28 protein-coding genes are annotated in these 24,886 nt (G+C 39.6%); 13 read left to right on the top strand and 15 right to left on the bottom strand.

The window, feature by feature from the left end; all coding sequences use genetic code 11:
- Nucleotides 1–54 precede the first annotated feature (54 nt).
- From H7N69_RS00135 to H7N69_RS00115, 5 genes are read left to right on the top strand one after another with little or no spacing between them, the layout of a single operon-like run.
- Nucleotides 55–1,188: an ABC transporter permease gene (locus H7N69_RS00135; protein WP_000845812.1), complete on the top strand. Its 1,134-nt coding sequence runs from the start codon at nucleotides 55–57 to the stop codon at nucleotides 1,186–1,188.
- Nucleotides 1,188–1,973, top strand: coding sequence for an ABC transporter ATP-binding protein (locus H7N69_RS00130; protein WP_000994580.1), 786 nt, complete (start codon nucleotides 1,188–1,190; stop codon nucleotides 1,971–1,973). The genes H7N69_RS00135 and H7N69_RS00130 overlap by 1 nt, the downstream gene beginning before the upstream one ends.
- Nucleotides 1,958–2,773: an MlaD family protein gene (locus H7N69_RS00125; protein WP_000439510.1), complete on the top strand. Its 816-nt coding sequence runs from the start codon at nucleotides 1,958–1,960 to the stop codon at nucleotides 2,771–2,773. The genes H7N69_RS00130 and H7N69_RS00125 overlap by 16 nt, the downstream gene beginning before the upstream one ends.
- Before the next feature lie 2 nt (nucleotides 2,774–2,775).
- On the top strand, nucleotides 2,776–3,453 hold the full coding sequence (locus H7N69_RS00120) for a hypothetical protein (RefSeq protein WP_187884259.1): 678 nt from the start codon (nucleotides 2,776–2,778) through the stop codon (nucleotides 3,451–3,453).
- Between the two features lie 18 nt (nucleotides 3,454–3,471).
- Entirely contained in the window at nucleotides 3,472–4,059 is a 588-nt protein-coding gene (locus tag H7N69_RS00115; RefSeq protein WP_187884257.1) for an META domain-containing protein, read from the top strand.
- Between the two features lie 298 nt (nucleotides 4,060–4,357).
- Here the strand turns inward: H7N69_RS00115 and H7N69_RS00110 are convergent, their stop codons facing one another.
- Complete coding sequence (locus H7N69_RS00110; RefSeq protein WP_187884254.1) at nucleotides 4,358–5,410, bottom strand: cytochrome-c peroxidase; 1,053 nt, start codon at nucleotides 5,408–5,410, stop codon at nucleotides 4,358–4,360.
- 148 nt (nucleotides 5,411–5,558) lie between these two features.
- Here H7N69_RS00110 and dnaE point away from each other — a divergent pair, with 148 nt between their 5' ends.
- The 7 genes from dnaE to H7N69_RS00075 all read left to right on the top strand — a co-directional run bounded on the left by dnaE (nucleotide 5,559) and on the right by H7N69_RS00075 (nucleotide 13,144).
- On the top strand, nucleotides 5,559–9,194 hold the full coding sequence (dnaE, locus tag H7N69_RS00105; RefSeq protein WP_187884252.1) for a DNA polymerase III subunit alpha: 3,636 nt from the start codon (nucleotides 5,559–5,561) through the stop codon (nucleotides 9,192–9,194).
- Nucleotides 9,176–9,964, top strand: a complete 789-nt coding sequence (locus tag H7N69_RS00100; RefSeq protein ID WP_021175039.1) for a pseudouridine synthase — start codon at nucleotides 9,176–9,178, stop codon at nucleotides 9,962–9,964. The genes dnaE and H7N69_RS00100 overlap by 19 nt, the downstream gene beginning before the upstream one ends.
- A gap of 55 nt (nucleotides 9,965–10,019) precedes the next feature.
- Nucleotides 10,020–10,334, top strand: a complete 315-nt coding sequence (locus H7N69_RS00095) for a thioredoxin family protein (RefSeq protein WP_021175038.1) — start codon at nucleotides 10,020–10,022, stop codon at nucleotides 10,332–10,334.
- A 356-nt stretch (nucleotides 10,335–10,690) separates the two neighbouring features.
- On the top strand, nucleotides 10,691–11,323 hold the full coding sequence (lpoB, locus tag H7N69_RS00090) for a penicillin-binding protein activator LpoB (protein WP_001964094.1): 633 nt from the start codon (nucleotides 10,691–10,693) through the stop codon (nucleotides 11,321–11,323).
- 23 nt (nucleotides 11,324–11,346) lie between these two features.
- Nucleotides 11,347–11,874, top strand: a complete 528-nt coding sequence (locus H7N69_RS00085; RefSeq protein WP_000795968.1) for an LPP20 family lipoprotein — start codon at nucleotides 11,347–11,349, stop codon at nucleotides 11,872–11,874.
- Nucleotides 11,875–11,881: 7 nt separating this feature from the next.
- Complete coding sequence (locus H7N69_RS00080; protein ID WP_187884250.1) at nucleotides 11,882–12,223, top strand: hypothetical protein; 342 nt, start codon at nucleotides 11,882–11,884, stop codon at nucleotides 12,221–12,223.
- Between the two features lie 9 nt (nucleotides 12,224–12,232).
- On the top strand, nucleotides 12,233–13,144 hold the full coding sequence (locus H7N69_RS00075; RefSeq protein ID WP_187884249.1) for an LPP20 family lipoprotein: 912 nt from the start codon (nucleotides 12,233–12,235) through the stop codon (nucleotides 13,142–13,144).
- Between the two features lie 333 nt (nucleotides 13,145–13,477).
- On the opposite strand, the gene H7N69_RS08030 is transcribed toward H7N69_RS00075, so the two are convergent.
- The 14 genes from H7N69_RS08030 to H7N69_RS00010 all read right to left on the bottom strand — a co-directional run bounded on the left by H7N69_RS08030 (nucleotide 13,478) and on the right by H7N69_RS00010 (nucleotide 23,856).
- Nucleotides 13,478–13,657 carry a hypothetical protein gene (locus H7N69_RS08030; protein WP_332246409.1) on the bottom strand — a complete coding sequence of 60 codons (180 nt, stop codon included), beginning with the start codon at nucleotides 13,655–13,657 and terminating at the stop codon, nucleotides 13,478–13,480.
- Nucleotides 13,658–13,737: 80 nt separating this feature from the next.
- The gene (locus H7N69_RS00070; RefSeq protein ID WP_187884247.1) at nucleotides 13,738–15,984 is read right to left on the bottom strand and encodes an outer membrane beta-barrel protein; all 2,247 of its coding nucleotides are present in this window, start codon (nucleotides 15,982–15,984) and stop codon (nucleotides 13,738–13,740) included.
- A 215-nt stretch (nucleotides 15,985–16,199) separates the two neighbouring features.
- Nucleotides 16,200–17,552 (bottom strand): tRNA uridine-5-carboxymethylaminomethyl(34) synthesis GTPase MnmE, encoded by a 1,353-nt coding sequence (mnmE, locus tag H7N69_RS00065; RefSeq protein ID WP_187884245.1) that lies wholly within the window; start codon nucleotides 17,550–17,552, stop codon nucleotides 16,200–16,202.
- Nucleotides 17,545–18,351 carry a Jag N-terminal domain-containing protein gene (locus H7N69_RS00060; RefSeq protein ID WP_187884243.1) on the bottom strand — a complete coding sequence of 269 codons (807 nt, stop codon included), beginning with the start codon at nucleotides 18,349–18,351 and terminating at the stop codon, nucleotides 17,545–17,547. The genes mnmE and H7N69_RS00060 overlap by 8 nt, the downstream gene beginning before the upstream one ends.
- Nucleotides 18,351–19,997 carry a membrane protein insertase YidC gene (yidC, locus tag H7N69_RS00055; protein ID WP_187884241.1) on the bottom strand — a complete coding sequence of 549 codons (1,647 nt, stop codon included), beginning with the start codon at nucleotides 19,995–19,997 and terminating at the stop codon, nucleotides 18,351–18,353. The genes H7N69_RS00060 and yidC overlap by 1 nt, the downstream gene beginning before the upstream one ends.
- Before the next feature lie 5 nt (nucleotides 19,998–20,002).
- A complete protein-coding gene (gene yidD / locus H7N69_RS00050) occupies nucleotides 20,003–20,356 on the bottom strand; it encodes a membrane protein insertion efficiency factor YidD (protein ID WP_001245524.1) in 354 nt (117 codons plus the stop codon).
- Entirely contained in the window at nucleotides 20,343–20,828 is a 486-nt protein-coding gene (gene rnpA / locus H7N69_RS00045) for a ribonuclease P protein component (RefSeq protein ID WP_187884239.1), read from the bottom strand. The genes yidD and rnpA overlap by 14 nt, the downstream gene beginning before the upstream one ends.
- Nucleotides 20,788–20,922, bottom strand: a complete 135-nt coding sequence (rpmH, locus tag H7N69_RS00040; RefSeq protein ID WP_001847286.1) for a 50S ribosomal protein L34 — start codon at nucleotides 20,920–20,922, stop codon at nucleotides 20,788–20,790. The genes rnpA and rpmH overlap by 41 nt, the downstream gene beginning before the upstream one ends.
- A 71-nt stretch (nucleotides 20,923–20,993) precedes the next feature.
- A complete protein-coding gene (locus H7N69_RS00035) occupies nucleotides 20,994–21,395 on the bottom strand; it encodes an ExbD/TolR family protein (protein ID WP_000755082.1) in 402 nt (133 codons plus the stop codon).
- 10 nt (nucleotides 21,396–21,405) lie between these two features.
- On the bottom strand, nucleotides 21,406–21,858 hold the full coding sequence (gene exbB, locus H7N69_RS00030) for a TonB-system energizer ExbB (RefSeq protein WP_000661837.1): 453 nt from the start codon (nucleotides 21,856–21,858) through the stop codon (nucleotides 21,406–21,408).
- A 2-nt stretch (nucleotides 21,859–21,860) separates the two neighbouring features.
- Entirely contained in the window at nucleotides 21,861–22,319 is a 459-nt protein-coding gene (smpB, locus tag H7N69_RS00025) for an SsrA-binding protein (RefSeq protein WP_000766473.1), read from the bottom strand.
- The gene (locus H7N69_RS00020) at nucleotides 22,316–23,122 is read right to left on the bottom strand and encodes a 4-(cytidine 5'-diphospho)-2-C-methyl-D-erythritol kinase (protein WP_187884236.1); all 807 of its coding nucleotides are present in this window, start codon (nucleotides 23,120–23,122) and stop codon (nucleotides 22,316–22,318) included. The genes smpB and H7N69_RS00020 overlap by 4 nt, the downstream gene beginning before the upstream one ends.
- Nucleotides 23,119–23,349 (bottom strand): carbon storage regulator, encoded by a 231-nt coding sequence (locus H7N69_RS00015; RefSeq protein ID WP_000906447.1) that lies wholly within the window; start codon nucleotides 23,347–23,349, stop codon nucleotides 23,119–23,121. The genes H7N69_RS00020 and H7N69_RS00015 overlap by 4 nt, the downstream gene beginning before the upstream one ends.
- An 18-nt stretch (nucleotides 23,350–23,367) precedes the next feature.
- A complete protein-coding gene (locus H7N69_RS00010) occupies nucleotides 23,368–23,856 on the bottom strand; it encodes a peptidylprolyl isomerase (RefSeq protein ID WP_187884234.1) in 489 nt (162 codons plus the stop codon).
- A 123-nt stretch (nucleotides 23,857–23,979) separates the two neighbouring features.
- Between H7N69_RS00010 and H7N69_RS00005 the strand changes: the two genes are divergently transcribed.
- Nucleotides 23,980–24,759, top strand: a complete 780-nt coding sequence (locus tag H7N69_RS00005) for a hypothetical protein (protein ID WP_187884232.1) — start codon at nucleotides 23,980–23,982, stop codon at nucleotides 24,757–24,759.
- Nucleotides 24,760–24,886 lie beyond the last annotated feature (127 nt).

Here is a 24,886-nt window from a genome sequence, read left to right as displayed (position 1 = left end):
ACAAACAAAATTTTGTTAATAGATTTTACCTAATCTAAGAGAGAATGTATTTTAATGAAGACAGAGAAACAAAAATTTTTAGAGATGCGTAAAGATGGGGCTAACTCTGTGCTGATTTTAAGAGGGGATTGGGATTTTAGAACGAGCGTCTTTCGTTTAGATGAGTTGAAAAAAAATTTATTGGATCATCAAGGGTCTTTAAAAATGGATTTTTCAGGGTGCCAAAAAATAGATTTTGTTTTTGGCATGTTTTTATTTGATCTCATCAAGGAGCGTTCTTTAAACATTGAATTGTGTAACGTGAGCGAGAATAACGCTTGCGCTTTGAAAGTGGTTAAAGACTGGCTTGAAAAAGAAGACGATTTGGAATCTAAAAAAGCGGGCAAAAAATACGAACTCATGATCACTAAATTGGGTAAGAGTCTTGTGGAGACTTATAACACCTTTTTAAACGCATTCAATTTTTGCGGCATGATTTTATTTTACTTCATTAAAAGCGTTTTCAACCCCAAACGCTTTTGCATCACTCCTTTGCTCTATCATATTAATGAATCCGGGTTTAAGGTTTTGCCGGTGAGTATTTTAACGGTGTTTATCGTGGGGTTTGCCGTTGCTTTGCAAGGGGCTTTACAACTACAAGACTTGGGTGCGCCTTTGATGTCGGTGGAAATGACGGCCAAACTCGCTTTAAGAGAGATCGGCCCTTTCATTTTAACCCTTGTGGTGGCCGGGAGGAGTGCGAGCAGTTTTACCGCCCAAATTGGGGTGATGAAGATCACTGAGGAATTGGATGCGATGAAAACCATGGGCTTTAACCCTTTTGAATTTTTAGTGTTGCCTAGGGTGTTAGCCTTAGTGATTGTTTTGCCTTTATTGGTGTTTATCGCTGATGCGTTCGCTATTCTTGGGGGCATGTTTGCGATTAAATACCAATTGGATTTAGGCTTTCCAAGCTATATAGACAGACTGCATGACACAGTGGGTTGGAATCATTTTTTGGTAGGGATTGTCAAAGCCCCTTTTTGGGGGTTTGCGATTGCGATGGTAGGGTGCATGCGCGGGTTTGAAGTCAAGGGGGATACCGAGAGCATTGGGCGCTTGACCACTATTAGCGTTGTGAATGCGTTATTTTGGATCATTTTCTTAGACGCTATTTTTTCTATTATCTTTTCTAAGTTGAACATATAATGAACGCTACTAACAATCAAGTCTTAATTGAAGTGAAGGATCTCCATAGCGCTTTTGGAAGCACCATTATCCATAGGGGCGTGAGTTTTAGCGTGCATAAGGGCGAAGTGATGGCGATTTTAGGAGGGTCAGGGAGCGGTAAAAGCACGCTTTTAAGGTGCATGATCTTGCTCAATCGCCCTACAAAGGGGGAAGTGTTGCTTTTTGGGGAAGATATATGGAAACTCAAAGAAGCAGAGCAGCAAAAGATTTTTAACCGCTGTGGGATTTGCTTCCAGTTTGGGGCGCTTTATAGCTCTCTAACCGTTTTAGAAAATGTGGGCGTGATGCTAGAGCAATATGGCGCTTATTCTAAAAAAATTGTTGAAGAAATTTCTAAAATGTGGATTGAAAGAGTGGGTTTGCCCCCTAGGGCTTACCATCTTTACCCCTATGAATTGAGCGGGGGGATGAAAAAGCGCGTGGGTATAGCAAGGGCTATGGCGACTAATCCGGAGATCTTATTTTTAGATGAGCCAACAAGCGGGCTGGATCCTTATAGCGCGGGCAAATTTGACGAACTCATCATGACACTCAAAGAGAGCTTACAGCTTACGGTGGTGATGATCACGCATGATTTAGACTCCGTGCATGATTGCGTGGATCGATTCATCATGCTCAAAGACGGGCTATTAGAATTTAACGGGGATTTAAAGGATTTTATTAAAAAAGCTCAAACTCAAGGGCTAGATGAAGGCAATTTATTCAATTCAACACGAGGAGAGAAATTTTGGAAAGGCATGTGAATTACACTTTAATCGGCGGGCTCTTCTTTTTATGCTTGGTTTGCATGGTGGGTTTTATTTTATGGCTAGGCCATTTGGGCTTAGATGACGGGAAGTATTATGAATATGTGGTCTATACGGACAAAGACTTGGGAGGCATTGCGACCAACTCGCCCATAAATTACAAGGGGATTCAAGTGGGGAATGTCATTAAGGTGGGTTTTGCAAAGGATAAAGTGGGGGTGGTCCGTTTGGATTTGATGATCAAATCCAGCGTTAAGATCCGTAAAGATTCCAAAGTGGCGGTTTCTTCTAGAGGGTTTATGGGTTTAAAATTTTTAGCCTTAGAGCAAAGCCACAATGAAGAATTTTATGGTAGTGGCGATAAAGGGGAGCGGATTTTAATCTTTAAAGAAGGGCTTATGGATCGCTTGAGCGGTGATGCTAATCAAGTGGTGCAAGAAGTGATGAAAGCGATTAGGAATGTGAATAGGATTTTAGACGATGAAAACGTGGAGAAATTCAAGCACATTCTCACTTCAGTGGATGATCTCATCGCTAATTTGGATTCAAGAAAGACTCAATTTGATTCTTTGATTAATAACGCTAACAACCTTGTTTCTAATGTCAATAATGTGGCTTTAGATGTGGATAAACGCGTCAAACAGGGGCAATATGACTTTAAGGCGATGTTCACTCCTTTAATCATGCAAGCGCAGTTGAGCTTAAGAAACATTGATAATTTTGTGGAAAAAGGCTCTGCTTTGATAGATAAATTTGACGCTAACCCCTATAAAACGATTTTTGGAGAAAGGAAATAACCATGAGAGCTACGGCGATAAAAATCTTTTCATTCTCATCAGCGCTCGCCCTATTGCTTCAGGGTTGTTTGAGCATTAATTTAAAACAAATGCTGCCAGAAATCAGAACTTATGATTTGAATGCGAGTTCTTTTGAAATAACGCAATGCGCTAAACCTTTGACTGAAATAAGGCTCATTAGCATTTTGAGCGCGGATTTATTCAACACTAAAGAGATCGTGTTTAAAGCCAAAGACGGGCAGATCACGCATGGGAAACACCAAAAATGGATAGACTTGCCTCGCAACATGTTAAAAACCATGTTCATGCAAGAAGCGCAAAAAGCATGCTTAGGCGTGGCTTTGCCCCCTTATGGTGCGGGCGCACCCACTTATGCGGTTCGTTTTACGATTTTGTCGTTTTCTCTTTTAGAAAAAGAAAATTCTACCTATAGGGCGGAATTCGCGCTAGGCTATGATATTAGCGTGAAAGGCGATTCGCATTCTGGAGTGATCATTAAGCATGAAAATATTTCTAGCTTGGAAAATAAAACGACCAAAACGAGTAAAAATGGCAGTCAAGATTTTCAAGAAAGCGCGATACAATCCCTCCAACATGTCAGCACGCAAGCGATGCAAGAAGCGATTTCTTTGATTAAAAAAGCCATTGAAGCGCAAAGCGTAAGCCCGTTAAAAAAATAAAAAATAAGGAGGAATTGTTTGAATTTACGATTGGCTGGAGCAAGCGTTTTAACGGCTTGTGTCTTTTCGGGGTGTTTTTTCTTAAAAATGTTTGATAAAAAACTTTCTAGTAACGATTGGCATATCCAAAAAGTAGAAATAAACCATCAAGTGTATGACATTGAAACCATGCTCGCTGATAGCGCTTTTAGAGAGCATGAAGAAGAGCAGGATTCCTCTTTAAATACCGCTTTACCTGAAGATAAAGCAGCAATTGAAGCTAAAGAGCAAGAGCAAAAAGAAAAAAGGAAACACTGGTATGAGCTTTTTAAAAAGAAGCCAAAGCCTAAAAGCTCTATGGGAGAGTTTGTGTTTGATCAAAAAGAAAATCGTATTTATGGGAAAGGCTATTGCAACCGGTATTTCGCCAGCTACACATGGCAGAGCGATAGGCACATCGCAATTGAAGATAGCGGGATTTCAAGAAAAGTGTGTAGAGACGAGCATTTAATGGCGTTTGAATTGGAATTTATGGAGAATTTTAAGGGTAATTTTGCGGTAACTAAGGGCAAAGACACGCTCATTTTAGACAACCAAAAAATGAAAATTTATTTGAAAACGCCATGAGTTTATGTTTTGTGTTGTAATACGATCTAAAATCAAAAAACATTCTAAATGATAAAGGGATTAAAAAATTTTTAAGAATAGGGGTAAAACTCGTTCTTTTAAGGGGATAGGGGCATTTTGAAACAATCCTCCCCCTACAACCCTCCAACTAAACCTCTTTAAACCCCATAAAGATCGCTTTTTAAGAAATTATCGCTTGACTAAAGTCAAGCTCTCTATTATTTATTGGTTGCAAAAGTGCTAAAAGTATTTTTTAAGTTTTCATAATCAAAACCCCCTTAAAGGGACTTTGTTAAAATCAAAAAGAGGGTTTAGGGGTTTTGTCTGTCATTACAGGGAGTTCTGGATAGAGTATTTTAGGTTTTTTACCCTTTAAGGCTTCAAAGAAGGTTTCAATTTTTTTCGCTTCTTCATCGCTGATTTCAATGCCTAACTGGATAGAGCCCATTTCTTTAATCGCATCCTTGACATCCCAAAATTGCCCGTTATGGAAATAAGGCATCGTTTCGGTGATATTCCTTAAAGTAGGCACTTTCACAAGCCCGTTTTTATCGCCTTTGAAATCGCCCACATTAGCGAATTTATAAGGTTTGACCACCCCAAAAGGCTGCATCGTTCCCCCAAGATTAATGCCGTTATGACAAGCCACACAGCCTTTAGAAATGAATAAATCCAGCCCCTCTTTTTCGGCTTTGCTGAGCGCTTTAGGATTGCCCCTTAAAAAATCATCATAACGGCTTGGGGTAATGAGCGTGGCTTCAAACATAGCGATACTATCAGCGATCAATTTAAAATCAATTTTGACTTTAGAGCCATAAGCTTTTCTAAAGAGCTTGACATAGTCTGGTATGGAATTGATTTTTTCTACCACGACTTTAGGATCAGCCCCCATTTCAAAAGAAGATTGGATTGGCCCTTGCGCTTGTTCGTTTAAATGCGTAACCCTACCATCCCAAAACTGCACATCGTTAAACACAGAGTTATACACTGTTGGGGAACTTAAAAGGTGGGGGTTTTTCTTCCATTGAGAGCCTATGGCGCTTGGGATTAGATCCACCCCACCTAATCCCAGATTATGGCATGTGTTGCAAGACACAAGATAGGAAGTGGAAATCCTAGGGTCAAAATAGAGCATTTTGCCCAATTCCACTTGAGCGGAGGTCATGATTTCGCTGTTTTTAGCGCCAATGCCCACATCTCTGGTTTTTTTGATCTGGTATTCTTTGAGCGCTTTGCCCATAGGCATGGGTTCTAATTGGCTTTCCTTCGCTTTTTTAATCAAATCCATATCGCTTAAAGCATAAACGCAAGAAAAAGCCAAGCAAACGCCCAATAAAATGGATTTTTTCATGATGAACTCCTAAAATAGTATTAAAAATAAGACAAAACTTTCTTATTATAACCACCATTTTAAAATAATTCACCATTAAATGATCTAATAAAGAGTTTTTTAAAGAGCGGTAGGTATAATGGCGTTAAATCCAAATAGGGGTTAGACAATGAAAGAGAATAAAGCCTTTACGCATTTGCACTTGCACACAGAATATTCGCTTTTGGACGGGGCGAACAAGATTAAAATTCTAGCCAAACGCATTAAAGAATTGGGCATGAAAAGCGTGAGCGTAACTGACCATGGGAACATGTTTGGAGCGATTGATTTTTACACGAGCATGAAAAAAGAAGGCATCAAGCCTATTATCGGCATGGAAGCGTATATCCATAACGATGACAACCTTTCTAGCAAAGAAACCAAGCAACGCTTCCATTTGTGCCTGTTCGCTAAAAACCAAGAGGGCTATGAAAATTTGATGTTCTTAAGCTCTATGGCGTATTTAGAAGGGTTTTATTATTTCCCGCGCATCAATAAAAAGCTTCTAAGGGAGCATTCTAAAGGCATTATCGCTTCTAGTGCGTGCTTGCAAGGGGAAGTCAATTACCATTTAAATACTAATAATGAGAGAAACCGCAAGTATGGGGCTAAAGGCTATGATGAAGCTAAAAGAATCGCTTGCGAATACCAAGAGATTTTTGAAGACGATTTTTATTTAGAGATCATGCGCCATGGCATTTTAGATCAGCGATTCATTGATGAGCAAGTCATTAAAATGTCTTTAGAAACAGGGTTAAAAATCATTGCCACCAACGACACCCACTACACCATGCCTAATGACGCTAAGGCTCAAGAAGTGGCGATGTGCGTAGCGATGGGTAAAACCCTAAACGATAAGGGGCGCTTGAAACACTCCGTGCATGAGTTTTACATTAAATCCCCTGAAGAAATGGCGAAGCTGTTTGCAGACATTCCAGAAGCCTTAGAAAACACCCAAGAAATCGCTGATAAATGCGTTTTAGAGATTGATTTAAAAGACGATAAAAAGAACCCCCCAACCCCCCCAAGCTTCAAATTCACTAAAGCTTACGCTCAAAATGAGGGGCTGGATTTTGAAGATGACGCTTCTTATTTCGCCTATAAGGCTAGAGAGGGCTTGAAAGAACGCTTGGTTTTAGTGCCTAAAGAAAAGCATGATCAATACAAAGAACGCTTAGAAAAAGAAATTGAAGTCATTACGAGCATGAAATTCCCGGGGTATATGCTGATTGTGTGGGATTTTATCCGTTACGCTAAAGAAATGGGCATTCCTGTAGGGCCTGGTAGGGGGAGCGCGGCCGGGAGTTTGGTGGCTTTTGCTTTAAAAATCACGGATATTGACCCCTTGAAATACGATTTGCTCTTTGAAAGGTTTTTAAACCCTGAAAGAGTCAGCATGCCTGATATTGATACGGATTTTTGCCAACGCCGGCGTAAGGAAATCATAGAATACATGATTGAAAAATACGGCAAATACAATGTGGCTCAAGTCATCACCTTTAATAAGATGTTGGCTAAAGGCGTGATCAGAGATGTTGCAAGGGTTTTGGACATGCCTTATAAAGAAGCCGATGATTTTGCCAAACTCATACCTAACCGCTTAGGAATCACGCTTAAGGGCTATGAAAAAAATGGCGAGTTCATAGAGGGGGCGTGGGAATTAGAGCCTAAAATCAAAGAATTAGTAGAGAGTAATGAATTAGCCAAACAAGTGTGGGAGTATTCGCTCAATTTAGAGAATTTGAATCGTAACGCAGGCGTGCATGCGGCAGCCTTAGTGGTGGATAGCCAAAAAGAGTTGTGGCACAAAACCCCTTTATTTGCCTCTGAAAAAACCGGCGGTATCGTTACGCAATATTCCATGAAATATTTAGAGCCGGTGGATTTGATTAAATTTGACTTTTTGGGGCTTAAAACCTTGACCGTGATTGATGATGCGCTTAAAATCATTAAAGCGCAACATAAAATTAGCGTGGATTTTTTATCGTTGGATATGGACGATCCGAAAGTGTATAAAACGATCCAAAGCGGGGATACGGTGGGGATATTCCAGATTGAATCCGGGATGTTTCAAGGGCTTAACAAACGCTTAAGGCCTTCAAGCTTTGAAGACATTATCGCCATTATCGCGCTAGGCAGACCGGGGCCTATGGAATCAGGCATGGTAGATGATTTTGTAAACAGAAAGCATGGCATTGAGCCTATCACTTATGCGTTTAAAGAATTAGAGCCGATTTTAAAGCCCACTTACGGCACGATCGTCTATCAAGAGCAAGTGATGCAAATCGTGCAAACTATCGGTGGTTTTAGTTTGGGTGAAGCGGATTTGATCCGCCGCGCTATGGGGAAAAAAGACGCTCAAATCATGGCAGATAATAAGGCCAAGTTTGTAGAAGGCGCTAAAAATTTGGGGCATGATGGCCAAAAGGCGGCTAATTTGTGGGATTTGATCGTTAAATTTGCCGGCTATGGTTTCAACAAATCGCATTCAGCCGCTTATGCGATGATCACTTTCCAAACGGCGTATTTAAAGACTTATTACAAGCATGAGTTCATGGCAGCGATGCTCACTAGCGAATCTAGTAAGATTGAATCCGTGGCGCGTTATATTGATGAGGTCAGGGCTTTAGAAATTGAAGTGATGCCTCCGCACATCAATTCTTCTATGCAAGATTTCAGCGTGGCGGAGTTTAAAAATCAAAAGGGCGAGTTGGAAAAGAAAATCGTGTTTGGTTTGGGAGCGATCAAAGGGGTTGGGGGTGAGCCGATTAAAAACATCATTGAAGAAAGGGCTAAAGGGGATTATAAGAGTTTGGAAGATTTTATTTCACGGGTGGATTTTTCTAAACTCACTAAAAAATCTTTAGAGCCATTAGTGAAATCAGGGAGCTTGGACAATTTAGGCTACACTAGAAAAACCATGCTCGCTAACTTGGATTTGATCTGCGATGCCGGGCGCGCTAAAGACAAAGCTAATGAAATGATGCAAGGGGGCAACTCCCTTTTTGGAGCCATGGAAGGCGGAATTAAAGAGCAGGTTGTTTTGGACATGGTTGATTTGGGCGAACATGACGCTAAAACGCTTTTAGAATGCGAATACGAGACTTTAGGAATCCATGTTTCAGGCAACCCTTTAGATGAGTTTAAAGAAGAAATTAAGGGCTTTAAAAATTTAGTCAAAAGCATTGATATTGAAGAGTTAGAAATCGGCTCGCAGGCTTATTTGCTGGGTAAAATCATGGAAGTTAAAAAGAAAATTGGCAAACGAAGCGGTAAGCCTTATGGCACAGCGGACATTTTGGATCGATACGGCAAGTTTGAACTCATGCTTTTTGAAAAGCAACTAAACGCTTTGGAAGAGTTGGATATTAATAAGCCTCTAGTGTTTAAATGCAAGATTGAAGAGCAAGAAGAAGTGGCGCGATTAAGGCTTTTTGAAATCTTGGATTTAGAGAGCGCCAAAGAGGTTAAAATCCCTAAAGCCCGTTATAAAGACCCTGAAAAGCAAAAAGAAGACGTGCGCGAAATCCCTCCCATTGAGATGCTCGCTTCTAGCTCTTGCTCTTTAGCGATCGTGTTAGAAAACGATGTGAAAAAAGAGTTTTTAAGACAAATCAAAGAGAGCGCTCTAAAACACCAGGGCAAACGCCCCTTGTATTTGATCATCAAAGATAAGGATAAGCAATTCAAAATCCAAAGCGATCTAATGGTGAATGAAAAGATCAAGGACGATTTTAAAGGGTTAGAGTGGAGGGATTTAGCTTGAGGATCAACCAATTTTTAGCCCATTACACCAAGCATTCCAGAAGAGAAGCTGAAAAACTGGTTTTAGAAGGGCGGGTGAAAATCAATCATGAGCATGCCAAACTCGCTAGCGTGGTTAAAGAAAACGACAAGGTGTTTTTGGACAAACGACTCATCAAGCCCTTAAAAAACAAAAAATTCAGCGTGCTAATCTATCACAAGCCAAAGGGCGAATTAGTGAGTAAAGCCGATCCCTTAAAACGGCGCGTGATTTATGAAAGCTTGGAGAAAAAATACGCCCATTTCGCGCCGGTGGGGCGTTTGGATTTTGCGAGCGAGGGGGTGCTACTCTTAAGCGATAGTAAGGCGGTGGTGAGCGCTTTAATGCATGCGAATTTAGAAAAAGAATATCTTGTTAAAATTCAAGGCTTTGTTACAAGAGAGATGGAAAATGCCATGCAAGAGGGCTTGAAATTAGAAAACGCCACTAAGGGAGCACACCAAAAAACCCCCATTAAAAGCATGGAATTTGCCCCCTTTATTGGTTATGAAATCATCAAAAACCATGCCAAATACTCTAAACTGAGAGTCATTATCAATGAGGGGAAAAACAGAGAATTAAGGCGTTTTTTTGCGTTTTTTAACGCTGGAGTGTTGGATTTAAGGCGCGTTCGTTATGGTTTTGTGAATTTGAATGCTTTGCCGGTAGGGAAAGCGCGTTTTCTAAACCGCCAAGAATACAATGAGTTGCATGCGTTTATGGCTAATAGGGCTAATACTAAAGGGGATTAGCGCTTGAGTTGTGCTATACTTCGGCGGTTGGGGGAAATAAAAAATAAGGATTATCATGTTAGAAGTGATTAACGGGAAGAATTACGCAGAAAAGATCGCTCATCAAGCGGTAGTGGTCAATGTGGGGGCGAGTTGGTGCCCAGATTGCAGGAAGATTGAGCCGATCATGGAAAATTTAGCCAAAACCTACAAAGGCAAGGTGGAATTTTTTAAGGTTTCTTTTGATGAGAGCCAGGATCTCAAAGAGAGCTTAGGCATTCGCAAAATCCCTACTTTGATTTTTTACAAAAACGCCAAAGAAGTGGGTGAAAGGCTTGTAGAACCTAGCTCTCAAAAACCGATTGAAGACGCGATTAAAACGCTCTTATAAAGGGCGTTAAAAAGCCTTGTTAGAATAAGAGCCTGTAAAAATCTTTTTTAGCCCCTTTTTTGATAGGGGGCTAACTTCAAATAGCTTTTATATTGTTTCTTTATCTCAAAAAATCGTTTTTATCGTTTTTAATAAGCATGTTTGTTAAAAAAGTTTCTTTAATTAAGCTAAAAATGAGCGGATTTGTGGTATTAATGCTTGCAGTGTGAAATTTGTAGGGCTAAAACTTGTAAAATGTGAAAAAAAAGACGCATGAAATGCTAAAATCCGCAAAAACACTGTGTGTTTAGATTAGAAGTTTAAAATTAGGAACGGAAGTATCTGTTTTAAATTTTGAATAGGGAGTTTCTATCATTATGGTATTGAAAACAAAATTAAAAATTATAAGCTCGGTGATTTTGAGTACTTTATTGTGGGTGGGTTGCTCAAGCGAAATGGCAACTTATCAAAATGTGAACGATGCCACTAAAAATACGACTGCAAGTATTAATAGCACGGATTTATTGATAACCGCTAACGCGATGTTAGATTCCATGTTTAGCGACCCTAATTTTGAGCAGCTCAAGGGCAAGCATTTGATTGAAGTTTCAGATGTCATTAACGACACCACTCAGCCCAATTTGGACATGAATCTTTTGACGACCGAAATCGCGCGGCAGTTGCGATTGCGATCTAATGGGAGGTTCAATATCACAAGGGCGAGTGGAGGGAGTGGTATTGAAGCAGACAGCAGAATGGTGAAACAGCGCGAAAAAGAACGAGAGAGCGAAGAGTATAATCAAGACACCACTGTAGAAAAAGGCACTTTAAAAGCCGCCGATTTATCTTTAAGTGGTAAAGTATCCAGTATCGCAGCCTCTATTAGTAGTTCTAGGCAGCGCTTAGACTATGACTTCACCCTAAGCCTTACCAATAGGAAAACGGGCGAAGAGGTATGGAGCGATGTTAAGCCTATTGTGAAAAATGCTAGCAATAAGCGTATGTTTTAAATTTATATTTGAAAGGATGAGCGATGAAAAATCAAGTTAAAAAAATTTTAGGAATGAGTGTGATAGCAGCGATGGTGATCGTAGGTTGTAGCCATGCCCCAAAATCAGGTATCAGTAAAAGCAATAAGGCTTACAAAGAAGCGACTAAAGGCGCTCCTGATTGGGTTGTAGGGGATTTGGAAAAAGTGGCGAAGTATGAAAAATATTCAGGGGTCTTTTTAGGAAGGGCTGAAGATTTGATCACTAATAATGATGTGGATTACTCTACGAATCAGGCTACAGCCAAAGCTAGGGCTAATTTAGCGGCGAATCTAAAATCCACTTTACAAAAAGATTTGGAAAATGAAAAGACTAGAACGGTAGATGCTTCTGGTAAAAGGTCCATAAGCGGCACTGATACTGAAAAAATTTCTCAATTAGTGGATAAGGAATTGATCGCTTCTAAAATGCTTGCCCGCTATGTCGGTAAAGATAGGGTTTTTGTTTTAGTCGGTTTGGATAAGCAAATTGTGGATAAGGTGCGTGAAGAATTAGGCATGGTTAAAAAGTAGGGTTTTAATGAAACGCCTTGCTATCGCGCTTGTTTTGGTGTTGGGAGTGGCGTGGGGGAAATCCTTGCCTAAGTGGGCAAAAGATTGCTCAAAAGAGATGCGGATTGAAAAGACCCAAACCAAAGATGAAAAAATTTTAGTGTGTGGGATGAGCGATATATTGCTTTCAGATATAGATTATAGCTTGTCCTCAGCCAGACAAAACGCCTTAGAGAAAGTGATGGAAGCTTTCAAGGGGGATAAAATAGAGATTAAGGCTAGTGAGCTAAAGGCCACTTTTATTGATACGGATAAAGTTTATGTGCTTTTAAGGATTACTAAGAAGCATGTCGCTTTAATGAATGAGTGAGGATTGATAATGAAAAAGATTATTCTTGCATGCCTTGTGGCTTTTGTGGGTGCCAATTTAAGCGCAGAGCCTAAGTGGTATAGCAAGGCCTATAACAAAACAAACACCCAAAAAGGCTATCTTTATGGGAGTGGTTCAGCCACTTCTAAAGAGGCTTCTAAACAAAAAGCGTTAGCGGATTTAGTGGCGTCTATTAGCGTGGTGGTTAATTCCCAAATCCATATCCAAAAAAGTCGTGTGGATAATAAGTTGAAATCCAGCGATTCGCAAACGATTAACTTAAAAACCGATGACTTGGAATTGAATAATGTAGAAATTGTCAATCAAGAAGCGCAAAAAGGGATCTACTACACTAGAGTGAGGATTAATCAAAACTTGTTTTTGCAGGGTTTAAGGGATAAGTATAACGCTCTTTATGGGCAGTTTTCCACCTTAATGCCTAAGGTTTGTAAAGGGGTTTTTTTACAGCAATCCAAGAGCATGGGGGATTTATTGGCTAAAGCGATGCCTATAGAAAGGATTTTAAAAGCGTATTCTGTCCCGGTGAGTTCGTTAGAAAATTATGAAAAAATCTATTATCAAAACGCTTTCAAACCTAAAGTGCAAATCACTTTTGATAACAACAGCGATGCAGAGATTAAAAACGCTCTCATAAGTGCTTATGCTAGAGTGCTAACCCCTAGCGATGAAGAAAAACTCTATCAAATCAAAAATGAAGTTTTCACAGACAGCGCTAATGGCATCACACGCATTAGAGTGGTTGTTAGCGCGAGCGATTGTCAAGGCACGCCTGTATTGAATAGGAGCCTTGAAGTGGATGAAAAGAATAAGAATTTTGCTATCACGCGCTTACAATCTTTGCTTTATAAAGAACTGAAAGATTATGCCAATAAAGAAGGGCAGGGCAATACGGGGCTATAAGTAAGGTATTAATCTTGCTTTATGCTTATTCATTCAGTTTGGTAGCGTTATCATTTTGTTTAGCGTGGCGTTTTCGCACCCCTTAAAATAACTCTCTAAAGGTTTGTGGCTTTTGTTCTCGCCAAATAAACTAAATATCATTCAGCACTCTTTATTCCACAAACTCATTTAAAACCACACCTGCTAAAAACTAAAATTAACAAAAACTAAAATCTTTTTTAAGAGCCAACACAAGCGAGTTCATTTGAAAAAACCGAATGATTTTGGGCGTTCAAAATCCTCAAACCCCCTAGCTCACTTATTTGTCCCAAATCTAACGAATTTTTTTAAAAGCTAACGCATTTTTAAACTAACTAAACGCCTAAAAAAGGGCGTTTCAATACGAAAGGAAAAAGAAAACAGGGAACAAACAAACGAGACGGAAAAAAGCTTCAACGAGCTTAAAGAAATCACGCAAGCGATACAAGAACAAAAAGAGCGAACACTAACGCCCACGCTTAAAACAGCGTACAAAACAGAACTAAAACCGCCTAGCAATATAACAGACGCTAAAAAGAGCGTTTTAGAGCCAGAGTTAAAGAATATTTTAACCCCTAGAAAATCCACCCGTAATTAAAAAACACTTTAAAATGGCTGCCCCCTTCATTCAGGGTGATAGAATTGGTAGTTGCACCATCGCTAGAAACGACCCTAGATTTCAACTGAACTAAAGGAACGCTAATGCCTACAGAATATTTAGAATGCTTGTAGCGGTAATTCAACCCGCCGGTCACATTTAAATTACCGCTCCCTTTGTATTGGTTCAACAAATAATAGCTGTTGTATAAGCCCCTTAACCCCCCAAACACCCCAAGAGAGGAAGTGAAAACTTTCTTGGTTAGATTGTTTTTAGGGTTCTTTTCGTTGGTGTAATTGGTGATAAAATCAAACAACACATCCATTCCCACACCATAGCTTAATTGCTGGATTTTTTCGTTATTGGCTTGAGCGTAGTTGTATTTGATAATGCCATAAGAAGACAACCCTAAGTAATCATTAAAGTATTTTTGATAGCCCATTTTAAGATTAACGCCTAATAGGGGGGCTCCAAAGGGCCGTGAGGTTTTTGAAGTGCGATAGGTTGTGGCGCTAGATTTAGAATATGAAAGGCTTTGACTGATCGCACTAAGCATAGTGGTCGCAAAATCTTGCGTGTTCAAACTAGCGTTTAAATAGTTGGTTTGGCTGCTCAAATTAGTGTAATCCACCGGTAGAGCGTTTTGATCAATGAGTTGCTGCCAAACCGCACTAGTAACGCCTATAAGCCCGGCGGGGACTTGAGAGCAATCAGTATAAATGGAATTGGGGTAATTGCTAGGGAAAGCGGGCTGACCTTGGCCGCCAAAACGAGAACACACATCATAGGTAGAGCCATCGGTGTCTCGCACTTCGTGCCCGTTGTCAAACACTTGCACTTCTTGTCCATTCACTTGCTCTATTTTCCCGCCCTTACAGCGCTCTTCTGGCCCATTGTTTTCTTCACACATGCGCACCCTTTGATAAGTCATGTTCCCGTTATGCGTATAGCCTAAAGTATGCCCATATTCATGGATAATGTCTCTTAATTGCATGATGGCGACTTTATTCAATTCTTTGCCAAAGAGTATTTCAGGGTCTAAGAAAGGAGACAATATCCCTAAAGCGCCAAAATTGGTGCCATCATCGCCTGGGCCATTGGGGCCGCCATATTGAGACCCTAGCCCCAAATCCCCTCCTCTTGGGGGCAAGAGATTCACATAAAGATTATTCGTAACTCTATAGCTATAGATAACGTCTTGCGGCGTCAATATCACTGAGCCTGTTTGCCCGTTTTCTATATTGTATTCATCTCCAGCGTTTTTAGCGATCAACTTAGGATCAACAAGCCCGTTGTTGTAAGGATTCACGCATGTAGAATAATCAGAATAACATGGCTTTGACAGGTTGTTGTCGCTAAATTGGAAAGGAGCGTTTTTAACAGCGTCTTCCCAAGATTTAGAATCAAACACCGCCATCATGTTCAGCATTAAATTGGTCAAATTTTTAGCGTCTTGAGAGGTGAAATGCGGCACTTTAGCCGTGCAGTTTTCTTGATTTTCGTATGGAGGGCATGGGGGTTTAGACCCAGTGCCGTTACCGCTAGAAAATTGGTTGTAATTGATATAAGTCATTTGAAGATTGGTTGTAACCTTGCTGAGCTTATCAAACAGATTCTGCGTGCTGGAATCAGAAAATTTTGTGGTGGTGGTTTGGAGTTGTTGGAAGCCATCAGCGTTAAGCTGTGGGTCGTTAAACAAGCTTGCGGGCAGAATGATTTGAGATTGTTTAGGGATAGTCTCTATCACGCCCAAACTGACCACATTGCCTTGATTGTCTGTATAACTCAGCTCAATATTGTTTAAATTATAAGGCAAGAAGTTTTGTATCATAATCAAGCTACTATCGCCATAGCCTGCTTCTTCAGCGCTTTCTTGGTTATAAGCGGTTACATACACAGGGTTTAAAGAATAAAAGGTTAAGTTGGTGATATTGTCCTCTGCAAATAACTCAGTCGCATTCTTTAAAATGGTGCTTTGGGAGATGTAGTATTTCCCATAAGTGCTTTGAGGGGTAATGGGTTTTGGCTTGGGTTTAGGTTTGGGTTTGGGTTTTTCTTGAGTGGTGGCTATGGTTTGTTCTTGGGTTTGTGTGCCTTGTAATAGCCCGGTTTCAAAGCCGGCTTCTATGAAAAAGCCGTCTTTTTGGTGTTTTTGAAAGGCTTCTACAGCGGTGAATGATCCGATTAGGGACAAACAAATCGTTTTACTAGCGAGTTTTAACATGAAATCTCCTTATTGTCTTTTTTAACATTTTTACTCAAAAATAGCTTATAGGTATGCATACATTTTAAACTAGCTCATTTTACCTTTTTTTTTTTTTTTTTTTGAAAAATGGCAGTATGGTTTTTTGCAAATACGAGTATTAAACGGCGCTAATGGGTAAAAAAGTCTTAAAAAGCAGCGCTAAAAAGGGGTTTTAATCCATGCTTTAAGCGGTTTCATTTGCCTAAGCAAAATTCGCTGAACATGCTATCAAGCATCTGGCTAGTTTCATAAGGGCGGGTGAGCAAGTTCAAGTTTTCTATCGCGCTTAAAATGTGATAAGAAAAAAGCTCTAAAGTGTCTAAATGGTTTTTAGCGTTTTGTAATTCAATAATGGCGTTTTCTAGGGCAATTTTTTGGGCTAGGGAAGTGAGTAAGAGTTTGTTTTGAATGTCTAGTTTGGGGAAAAAGGTACTGATTTTTTGGCTCAAATCTTTCAAACAGGCCTTGGAATTTAGGGTGTTAGTTTCTAGGATAGAATAAGGGATTTTAAGATAAGATTTTAAAACTTCAAGCTCCAGTTTGGGGGCTAAATCGTTTTTATTCAAAACAACAATGCAAGGCTTTTTAGCGCGATTAAGGGCGTCAATGATAGTAAAATCTTCTTTTTCTAGGGGTTTAGAAAGATCAAACACGCCTAAAATGATGTCGCAATTTTCTAAACTTTTAAGGCTTTTTTCAATCCCTAAGCACTCTATTTCATCCGCGCTCTCTCTAATGCCAGCCGTATCAATCAAGCGCACCTTATGCCCTTTTAGTTCAATGACTTCTTCTATAGTGTCTCTTGTCGTGCCTTTAATATCGCTCACCAAAGCTCTTTCTTCTAAAAGCATGGCGTTTAATAGGGAGCTTTTGCCGGCATTGGGTTTGCCAACAATGCTTAAGGCATGCCCCTTATTCCTTTGTTTTTGCGCGTTAGAAAAATCCAATAAGTCTTTAAAAGAGGCGATTTGTTTTTCTAAATTAAAAGACACTCCATCTAAAAAATCGCTAGGAATGTCTTCTTCGCTATAATCAATCAAAACTTCTGAGCTCGCCAAAAGCTTTAAAAGATTATTCCTAGCCTCTTCAATAAAGATTTTTAACTCGCCCTTAAGCTGCCTGGCTAGAGCGTTTAAAACGCTTTCATCTTCACAAAGGATGAGCTGAACGCTCGCTTCAATTTCGCTCAAATCCATTTTATGGTTTAAAAAAGCTTTTTTGCTAAATTCCCCCGCTTTAGCAAGCCTAGCCCCCAAATTCAAGCAAGCTTGTAAGATATTTTGCGCTAAAAGGGGGTTTCCATGGCATTGGATTTCGCACACGTCTTCACCAGTGAAACTATAGGGGGCTTTGAAATAAATCACTAACGCTTTGTCTAATAAAACACCATTAGAAAAAATATCGCGCACATAAGCGTATCTGGGGGTGAAGTCTTGTTTTTGGGTGAGTTGTTTGAGGATGTTTAGGGCGTTATTGCCGCTGATTTTAATAACGCTAATCGCTCCCTTGCCTGAAGGGGTAGCGATAGCGGCGATGGTGTCATTCATTGTTGAAGTCGTTGATGACGATGTATTTTTCATCGTTTAAGTTGGTTTTGATGGAAACATATTTGTTAGGGAACGCTTTTCGTAATTTCTTTAAAGCGATATAGGTTAAAACGCCATCAGGGGCTTTCATCTGCCCTTTGCCCACTTCATGCACGGTCATGATCACGCTTTGGAGTTGCGCTTCCATAACCTTTTCTTGGTTTTGTAAAAAAGTGGAAATTTCTAAGCGGATGCTATAGCCATAAGCAGGGTGGATCCAGTTAAAGAGCAAGTAAGAAAGGGCTTTGTAACGATAACCTTTCTCGCCAATCAAAAGAGCGGAATCTTCGCCATCAATATCAATCAATAAAACCCCCGGTTCATAAAGACTCACCTCCACTTTGTTGATTTTATAGGGCAAGTGGGAGAATAAGTCTTTCAATTCTTGCTTAATTTCATGGAGTTTGTCCCCACTATGAGATTCTTCTTTTGGGTTTTTTTTAGGGGGTTTAGGGGTGATTCTTTCTTCTTGCGGTGTTTCTGTTTCTAGTTTTTGTTTTTTTTCTTCTATATTGTTTTGATGGTTTTGATGATTTTCTTTCGTGTTGGTTTCTTTAACGCTCTCTTCTTTAACCTCCTTAACGCTTTCTTTAACGCCCGCTAAGATAATGGCTTCTTTTTTACCTATATTTAAAAAACCTTTAGAGGGCGTTTGAATGACTTCATATTGCAAATTAATAATGGGGCAATTCAAGGCGATAGAAGCTTGAATGAGGGCTTCTTCTAAGGTTTTGGCTTTGATTTCAATAAAATTTTGCATCAATGTTCCTTTTTGTTTTGTGCGTGCATGCGTTTTTTATTCTCTAAGACTTTATTGATGATGAGTTGTTGCAACACCGAAAGGATGTTGTTCGTGGTCCAATACAAGACTAATCCTGCAGGGAAAGTGATTAGAAAGATCGTGAATAATAGGGGCAAGAGTTTAAAGATCTTTGCTTGCATGGGATCGGTCATGGTGTTTGGCGTAACGCTTTGGTGCCAATACATAGACGCTCCCATAAGAAGCGGTAAAATGAAATACGGATCCATTATGGATAAATCATGGATCCATAAGATCCACTCTGAGCTTTTCAATTCCACAGCGTTATAAAGCACTCTATAAATGGCAAAAAACACCGGGATCTGTAAGATCAAGGGCAGACAACCTCCTAGTGGGTTAGCCCCATGTTTTTTGTAAAGCTGCATCATGTGGGCTTGCAACTTTTGGGGTTCGCCCTTGTATTTTTCTTGGAGTTCTTTCATTTTGGGGGCTAATTCCTTAAGCTTTTGCATGCTCACCATGCCTTTATAGCTTAAGGGGTAAAGGATGATGCGCACGATAATCGTTAAAAAAATGATAGCCCAACCCCAATTACCCACAAATTGATACAAATAATCCAGTAAAACAAACACGCCTTTAGCAAAGAAAGTGATTAAGCCATACTCTATCACATCAGTGAGCATGGGTGAAATCGCTTTCAAAGAGCGGTAATCTTTAGGGCCAATATAGCCATGCAAATTCGCTTCATTTTTAAGGGAAATGAAGCCTAAGGGGTTTTTAGTGCCGATTTCTGAATCAATTAAGGCTTCAAAACCTTGAGAATCTTTAGTGAAAAGCAAAGTGGTGAAATACCTATCCACGCTGGATAAAAAGAGGGTGTTAGAAAAGCGTTTGATTTCTTTAGCGTCTTTATCTTCAATTTTTTCAATTTTTTTGTCGTTATTTTCTAAAAGCACGCCTGAAAAGGTGTAGCTGTCCAAATCAGCCACCGGCCTGTAACCATTGGTGATCACATAGCTAGGGATAAGGTTATTGGGCGATTTGAATGCGATTTTTAAATCATAATGCAAATCATCATAGAAAGTCAGGGTTTTAATGATAGTAAGAGCGCCTAAATCTTGGGTTAAAACGAGCTGTTCGTTAGGCCCAAGGGTGGTTTTTGAAGCGCTATAAGGGGTGTTGAACGCTTTATTATTGAGCGTGGGGTCTAAAAAACGCACTTCTAAAGGCTTGAGTTTATCGGCTGCTAAAAGGGGGAGCTCTTTTAGGGGGGGTTGCGCGTTTTCTTTGGAGCTAAAAAGATGGCCCACATGCTCTAAAAAGCCCTTTTCTTTAGGGGTTAGATACTTTTTATCCTTGAGATAAACCTGTTTGATGCGCCCTAAAGAATCAATTTCAATTCTGGCATGCTCAAAAGAAATCGTGCTTAACAAACTCTCTTGGGGGATGGTTTGAGTAACGCTAAAATGTTGGGCGTTGGGCGCGTTAGGACTTGTTGCTGTATGGTTGTTGGTTGTTTCTTGCTTTGTGGTTTGGGTTGTTGTTTTGTTTGGTTTTTGGAAAAAATAGCTATAAAGAGCGATAAACAAGAAAGACAGAGCGATCGCTAAAATCAAGCGGAGATTATTATTGTTGTTTTTATCCATTGTGATTAAACCTTAATGATGTAGTAAGTTGCGTGGCTTTTTGTGGGAACGAGCCAAAAAGTAATGGTTTTAAAATTACGATTGAAATCTTTATGAGATTGGAGCAAGCTAGGGCGTTTCAAGCGAGTGGTAGGATAAGCAATGCCCCCAGAGCAAAAAGGGTTGCATGAGAGTATCCTTATAGCGATTTTACCCATAGCGATTAGGGGGTTTTCAAAACAGAGCAACCATAGAGCGTAGTTGGAGCAAGTGGGGTAAAACCGACAGCTTGAAAAAGTGAAAGCCGAAAAAAAGCGTTGGTAACCCCTAATTGATGTCGTAAAAATCGCGCTCAAAAAAGGCGTTTTATTGTTTCGCATGGGTATGAGTTATTCCTTTTTTCAAGTCTTTTAAGGCTTTGTTCATATAGTTTTTAATGGAAGTTAGCATTTCTAAAAAATGTTTTTCTAAAGCCCAAAAATCCAAATGGTAACAATCCCTTCTAGGCACAAACACCAAAGCAAGCCCTTGACAAAGCGCAACATGCTTTAATGTAAGCGAACGCAAACGGCGTTTGATAAGGTTTCGTTTCACGGCGTTGCCGACTTTTTTGGACACGCTCAAGCCTAATAAATAAAGCGTTTTTTTGTCTTTAAGCCTACAAGAGAGCGGATCTTTAAAACTCTCTTTTCCTTTTGGCGGCTCTTTTGACAAATCCAAAACAAAGAGCGAAAAAAAAGGGTTGTGTTTTTTGAAACCCTTTTGATAAACCCTATCAAACTCACTCTTGTTTTTTAAAGAGTCATAGGGTTTAGACGGAAAGCTTTTTTCTGCCCTTAGCTCGTCTGGCATTAATCACCTTGCGCCCGTTTTTGGTTTTCATTCTCACAAGAAAGCCATGGGTTCGCTTTCTTGGTGTGTTGTGTGGTTGGTAAGTGCGTTTCATTTAAAACTCCCTTGATAAAAATTAAACATAAACACAGATTTTAGCTAAAGAATGCTAAAAATTGACTAAAACTAATTTTTTTGATTCTTTTTATCTTCAACAAGAATGTAAAGTTGCTTCAGATTGTTAGTTTGCAACAAATCCACCACTTTGATAAAGTTATCCAAATTGCTTTTCTTATCGCCTTGCAAGACAATAGGGGTGTCTTTAGCCAAAGTGGAAACCTTGTGTTTTAAATTTTCAAAGCTGATTTCTTTATCGTCAAAATAAAAAGAACCCTTATTAGAAATGGCGATCGTAACTTGTTTTTTGTCCAACACGTCTTTAGAATCAGTGCTGTCCTTATCCACTTGAGGAATGCTAATAGGGAGCTTTGAAGTTTGCACAAAAGACGCGGTTGTAAGCACGATCACTAACAACACAAGCATGATGTCAATGAAAGGCACCACATTCATGGATTCTACTTTTTTCACCGCTTAATCCTTAGGCTTTGTTATAAATCTCATGGGATTGCGTGTCGACCGGATGGTGGAAAATATCCCATTTGGTCACTAAAATCTCGCTTTTTCTCACGAGCAAATTATAAATCACAATCGCAGGGATCGCTACCAATAACCCCATGCCAGTCGCTTTTAAAGCAAGGGCTAAATTAGTCATGATCGCTTTAGTGTCAATGCCAGAAGCGGATCCTAAATCCATAAAAGTGAGCATGATCCCCATAACCGTTCCTAAAAGACCGATATAAGGGGCGTTAGAGCCAATCGTGGCCACTAAAGTCAGTCGTTTGTGTAAGGCTAATTCCAGTTTACGCCTGTCTGTGTAGTCATCTACACGAAGAGTGGCAAAAAACCACAACCTTTCTATTGCGATCGCTATAACGATGACTGATAAAAAGATCAAAAACCCTATAATCCCATAATCTACCATTTCTTTCATTATTATCCTTTAAAGTGGTGTTTTAAATCAGCAAGAATTTCTTTATTGAGCGCTTTTTCTTTAAGACTTTGTCTTTTGTCGTGCAATCTTTTTCCTTTCACTAAAGCAATTTGGATTTTAGCTCTATTTTTTTGGTTAAAATACAATTTCAATCCTACGATACTCAAGCGTTCTTTAGACGCTTCAATTTGCCATTTCAATAATTGCTTTTTGTGTAAAAGCAACTTACGCTCTCGCCTTTCATTGGGCTTGTAATACGCATGGATTGTATCTAAATATGATATATGAACACCAAATAAAAAAGCTTCTCCTTTGATTATTTTAACAAAATTATCTTTTAAATTCACCCTAGTTTGCCTCAAAGCCTTCACTTCAGAGCCTAAAAGCGCTAATCCTGCTTCTAAAGTTTCCAAAATTTCATAATCAAAATAGGCTTTTTTATTGCTGGCAATGAGTTTCATTCGCCCCCTTTTTGCGCAGGCTTTAGCCTAAAAAACGCGCTCCCGCTCCCACTAAAAAACCACTCCTTGCCTAGTTCGCTTTCTATATCTCTTAAGACTTGGTTAGTGAGTAAAGCCGGCTTTAAAAGATCGTTTAATCCGTTTCTGTCGCAAGTCTTTAGGCATTCCAAACTCGGTTTTTTAAGCCATTCTTTAGCTTGAGAAAAACAAGTTTCAGGTTTATAGGCTTGATAGATGGCTTTAGTACTACAAAAAACATGAGTTGGAGCATAGATTTCTAGGCGATTTTCTAAAGGCTCTTCTTCAAAATTTTCAATGACTTCGCCATAAGAAGTAGCGTTAGCGCTTTTGTATTGCGAGATGAAAAAATTGGTGTCCGTGCCCACTAAAGATCCCATGCTATAAAGCTCTTTTAAACTCAAACGACAATCAAATATTTGATTTAAATGATACAATAGCCCCCCAGCATCAGCGCTCCCACCGCCTAGCCCGGCTTGAGTGGGGATGTTTTTTTCCACTTCAATCGCTAGGGTATCTAGGGATTTGATGGCAGAATGAGAGAAATTTTTTGATTTTAAAAAATTTTTTAAAATTTGGAGAGCTTTAAAGAGCGAGTTTTCTTCTAAAGGGCAGTCAAAATCCCCTTTTAGTGAAAAGGAAAGCGCACTTTTGACGCTGATAATGTCTTTGAGCTTATCTTTGACCAAACACATGCGAGAAATGAGCTTGTGGTAAGCTCCTTCTTTGTGAAGGATTTTTAAAAAAATATTGACTTTAGGATAAACTTCAAAAACATGCGTCAAGGCTTAATGACCTTTTTGATGTTTTCTAACAAGCTTTCATCTACGCACACAGAAGCTTTTTGGTTTTCGCTCACAATGGCCTCTTTGAGTTCAGCGCGCAAAATAAGGGTGCTTTCAGGCGCTTCAAACCCTAAACGCACACTCCCTCTATCTATGGAAATGACTTTAATGTGGATGTTGTCATCAATGACAATCCCTTCATTAACTTTGCGGCTGAGTATGAGCATGTCTAATCTTTTGTTCCTTTATAGAGAAGGGCTAAACACAACGCTCTCTATCATATCGCCTTGCTTGATTTTATCCAAAACGCTAAGGCCTTCTGCACTAGTGATTTTGCCAAATACGGTGTGTTCGCCATCTAAATGGGGCAAATCCACAAAACACAAGAAAAATTGACTCCCTCCTGTGTCTCTCCCAGCATGCGCCATAGAGATAGAGCCTCTTTTGTGCTTGTTGGGGTTGTGGACCACTTCGCATTTAATGCGATGCCCTGGCCCGCCTGTGCCTGTGCCATAAGGGCAACCTCCTTGAGCCACAAAGCCGGCGATCACACGATGGAAGTTAAGCCCATTATAAAAACCCTCTTTAGCCAAAGTTACAAAGTTACTCACCGCTTGGGGCGCGTCTTTGTAAAAAAGCTCTAGAGCGATATGGCCTTTATTGGTTTTGATCGTAGCGTAAGCGGTTTTTGCAAGCTCTTCTTCTTTAATTTCATAAGTTTTAATTGGATCCATCATAAACCTTTGCGATAAGCTTTTGTCATTCAAATGATCTATTATAGCAACAAATTAAAACAAATGGTATTTTAGCCGATAGTGTTGTAGGATACTTTTGAAATTTAAGCGGTAAGTTTGATAATGGCGTTTTGGCATAAAAGATTAGCGGTTGGTTGTTGTATCGTTTTATTGTCATGCGTAATGAACGCTAATAGCATTCAAATCGTTAGAGACGATCCGCCCCTTGATCCAACGCTCCCTGCATGGGTTTATTCTGTTGCGTTATTGAAAGTGTATTTTAGCGATGGGACTTATAAAGAAGGCTATGCGACTTTGCTCAAAAATGGGCGTTATATCGCTTCTTCTGAAACGCTTTATTCTAATGGCTTATACCCTAAAACGATTTTAGCCAAAATGCAAGACAGCAGCGCTAAAGAGCTGATTTGTATAGCTAGCCTACGCCTTGAAGCGATGGATAGGAATCAAGGGCTTTCGCTTTTAAAAACCGCCGATTTTAGAGACGATTATTGCCATAAAAGAGAAGAGAGCTATTATCATGCAAGGATTTACACCAAATACGCTCAAACTTTCCATTCAAATCCTTATACCAATCAAAAAACACCCAATTCCGATCTCTACTACCCGGCGTTGAATGAGGGGAATTCTTTTTCCATACAGACAACGGACATTTCTGTGGCTGAACTTTTGAAATCTAAAAAGTTTCTTTCGCTTGATAGTTCTTTTAAAAAGGGGAGCGTGTTGTGGGGAGGGAGGCCTTATTTTAGCGAAGTGGGGGAGTTTATGGGAATGGCTAGCAGCACTTTAGAAAACCACGAAAGTTTAGTGATTATCCCTAAAGAAAAGATCGTGCAATTTTTAAACGCTCTAAAAAATCAAAATATTTTCCCAAACATTCCCTAGATTTAAGCAAACCTTAAGCTTTATATGACTATACTTTCATTTCCTTGTTTCAGCAAGGGCTTTTAAAAAGCCGCTTGATACCTTACAAGGATAGCTGATTACAAAGCAAACGATCTTTGAAAACTAA

The organism is Helicobacter pylori (assembly GCF_014497725.1).
Lineage (GTDB): Bacteria > Campylobacterota > Campylobacteria > Campylobacterales > Helicobacteraceae > Helicobacter > Helicobacter pylori_DE.
Note: the sequence above shows the minus strand (reverse complement) of the source record. Positions and strands in the feature narration are given on the sequence as shown.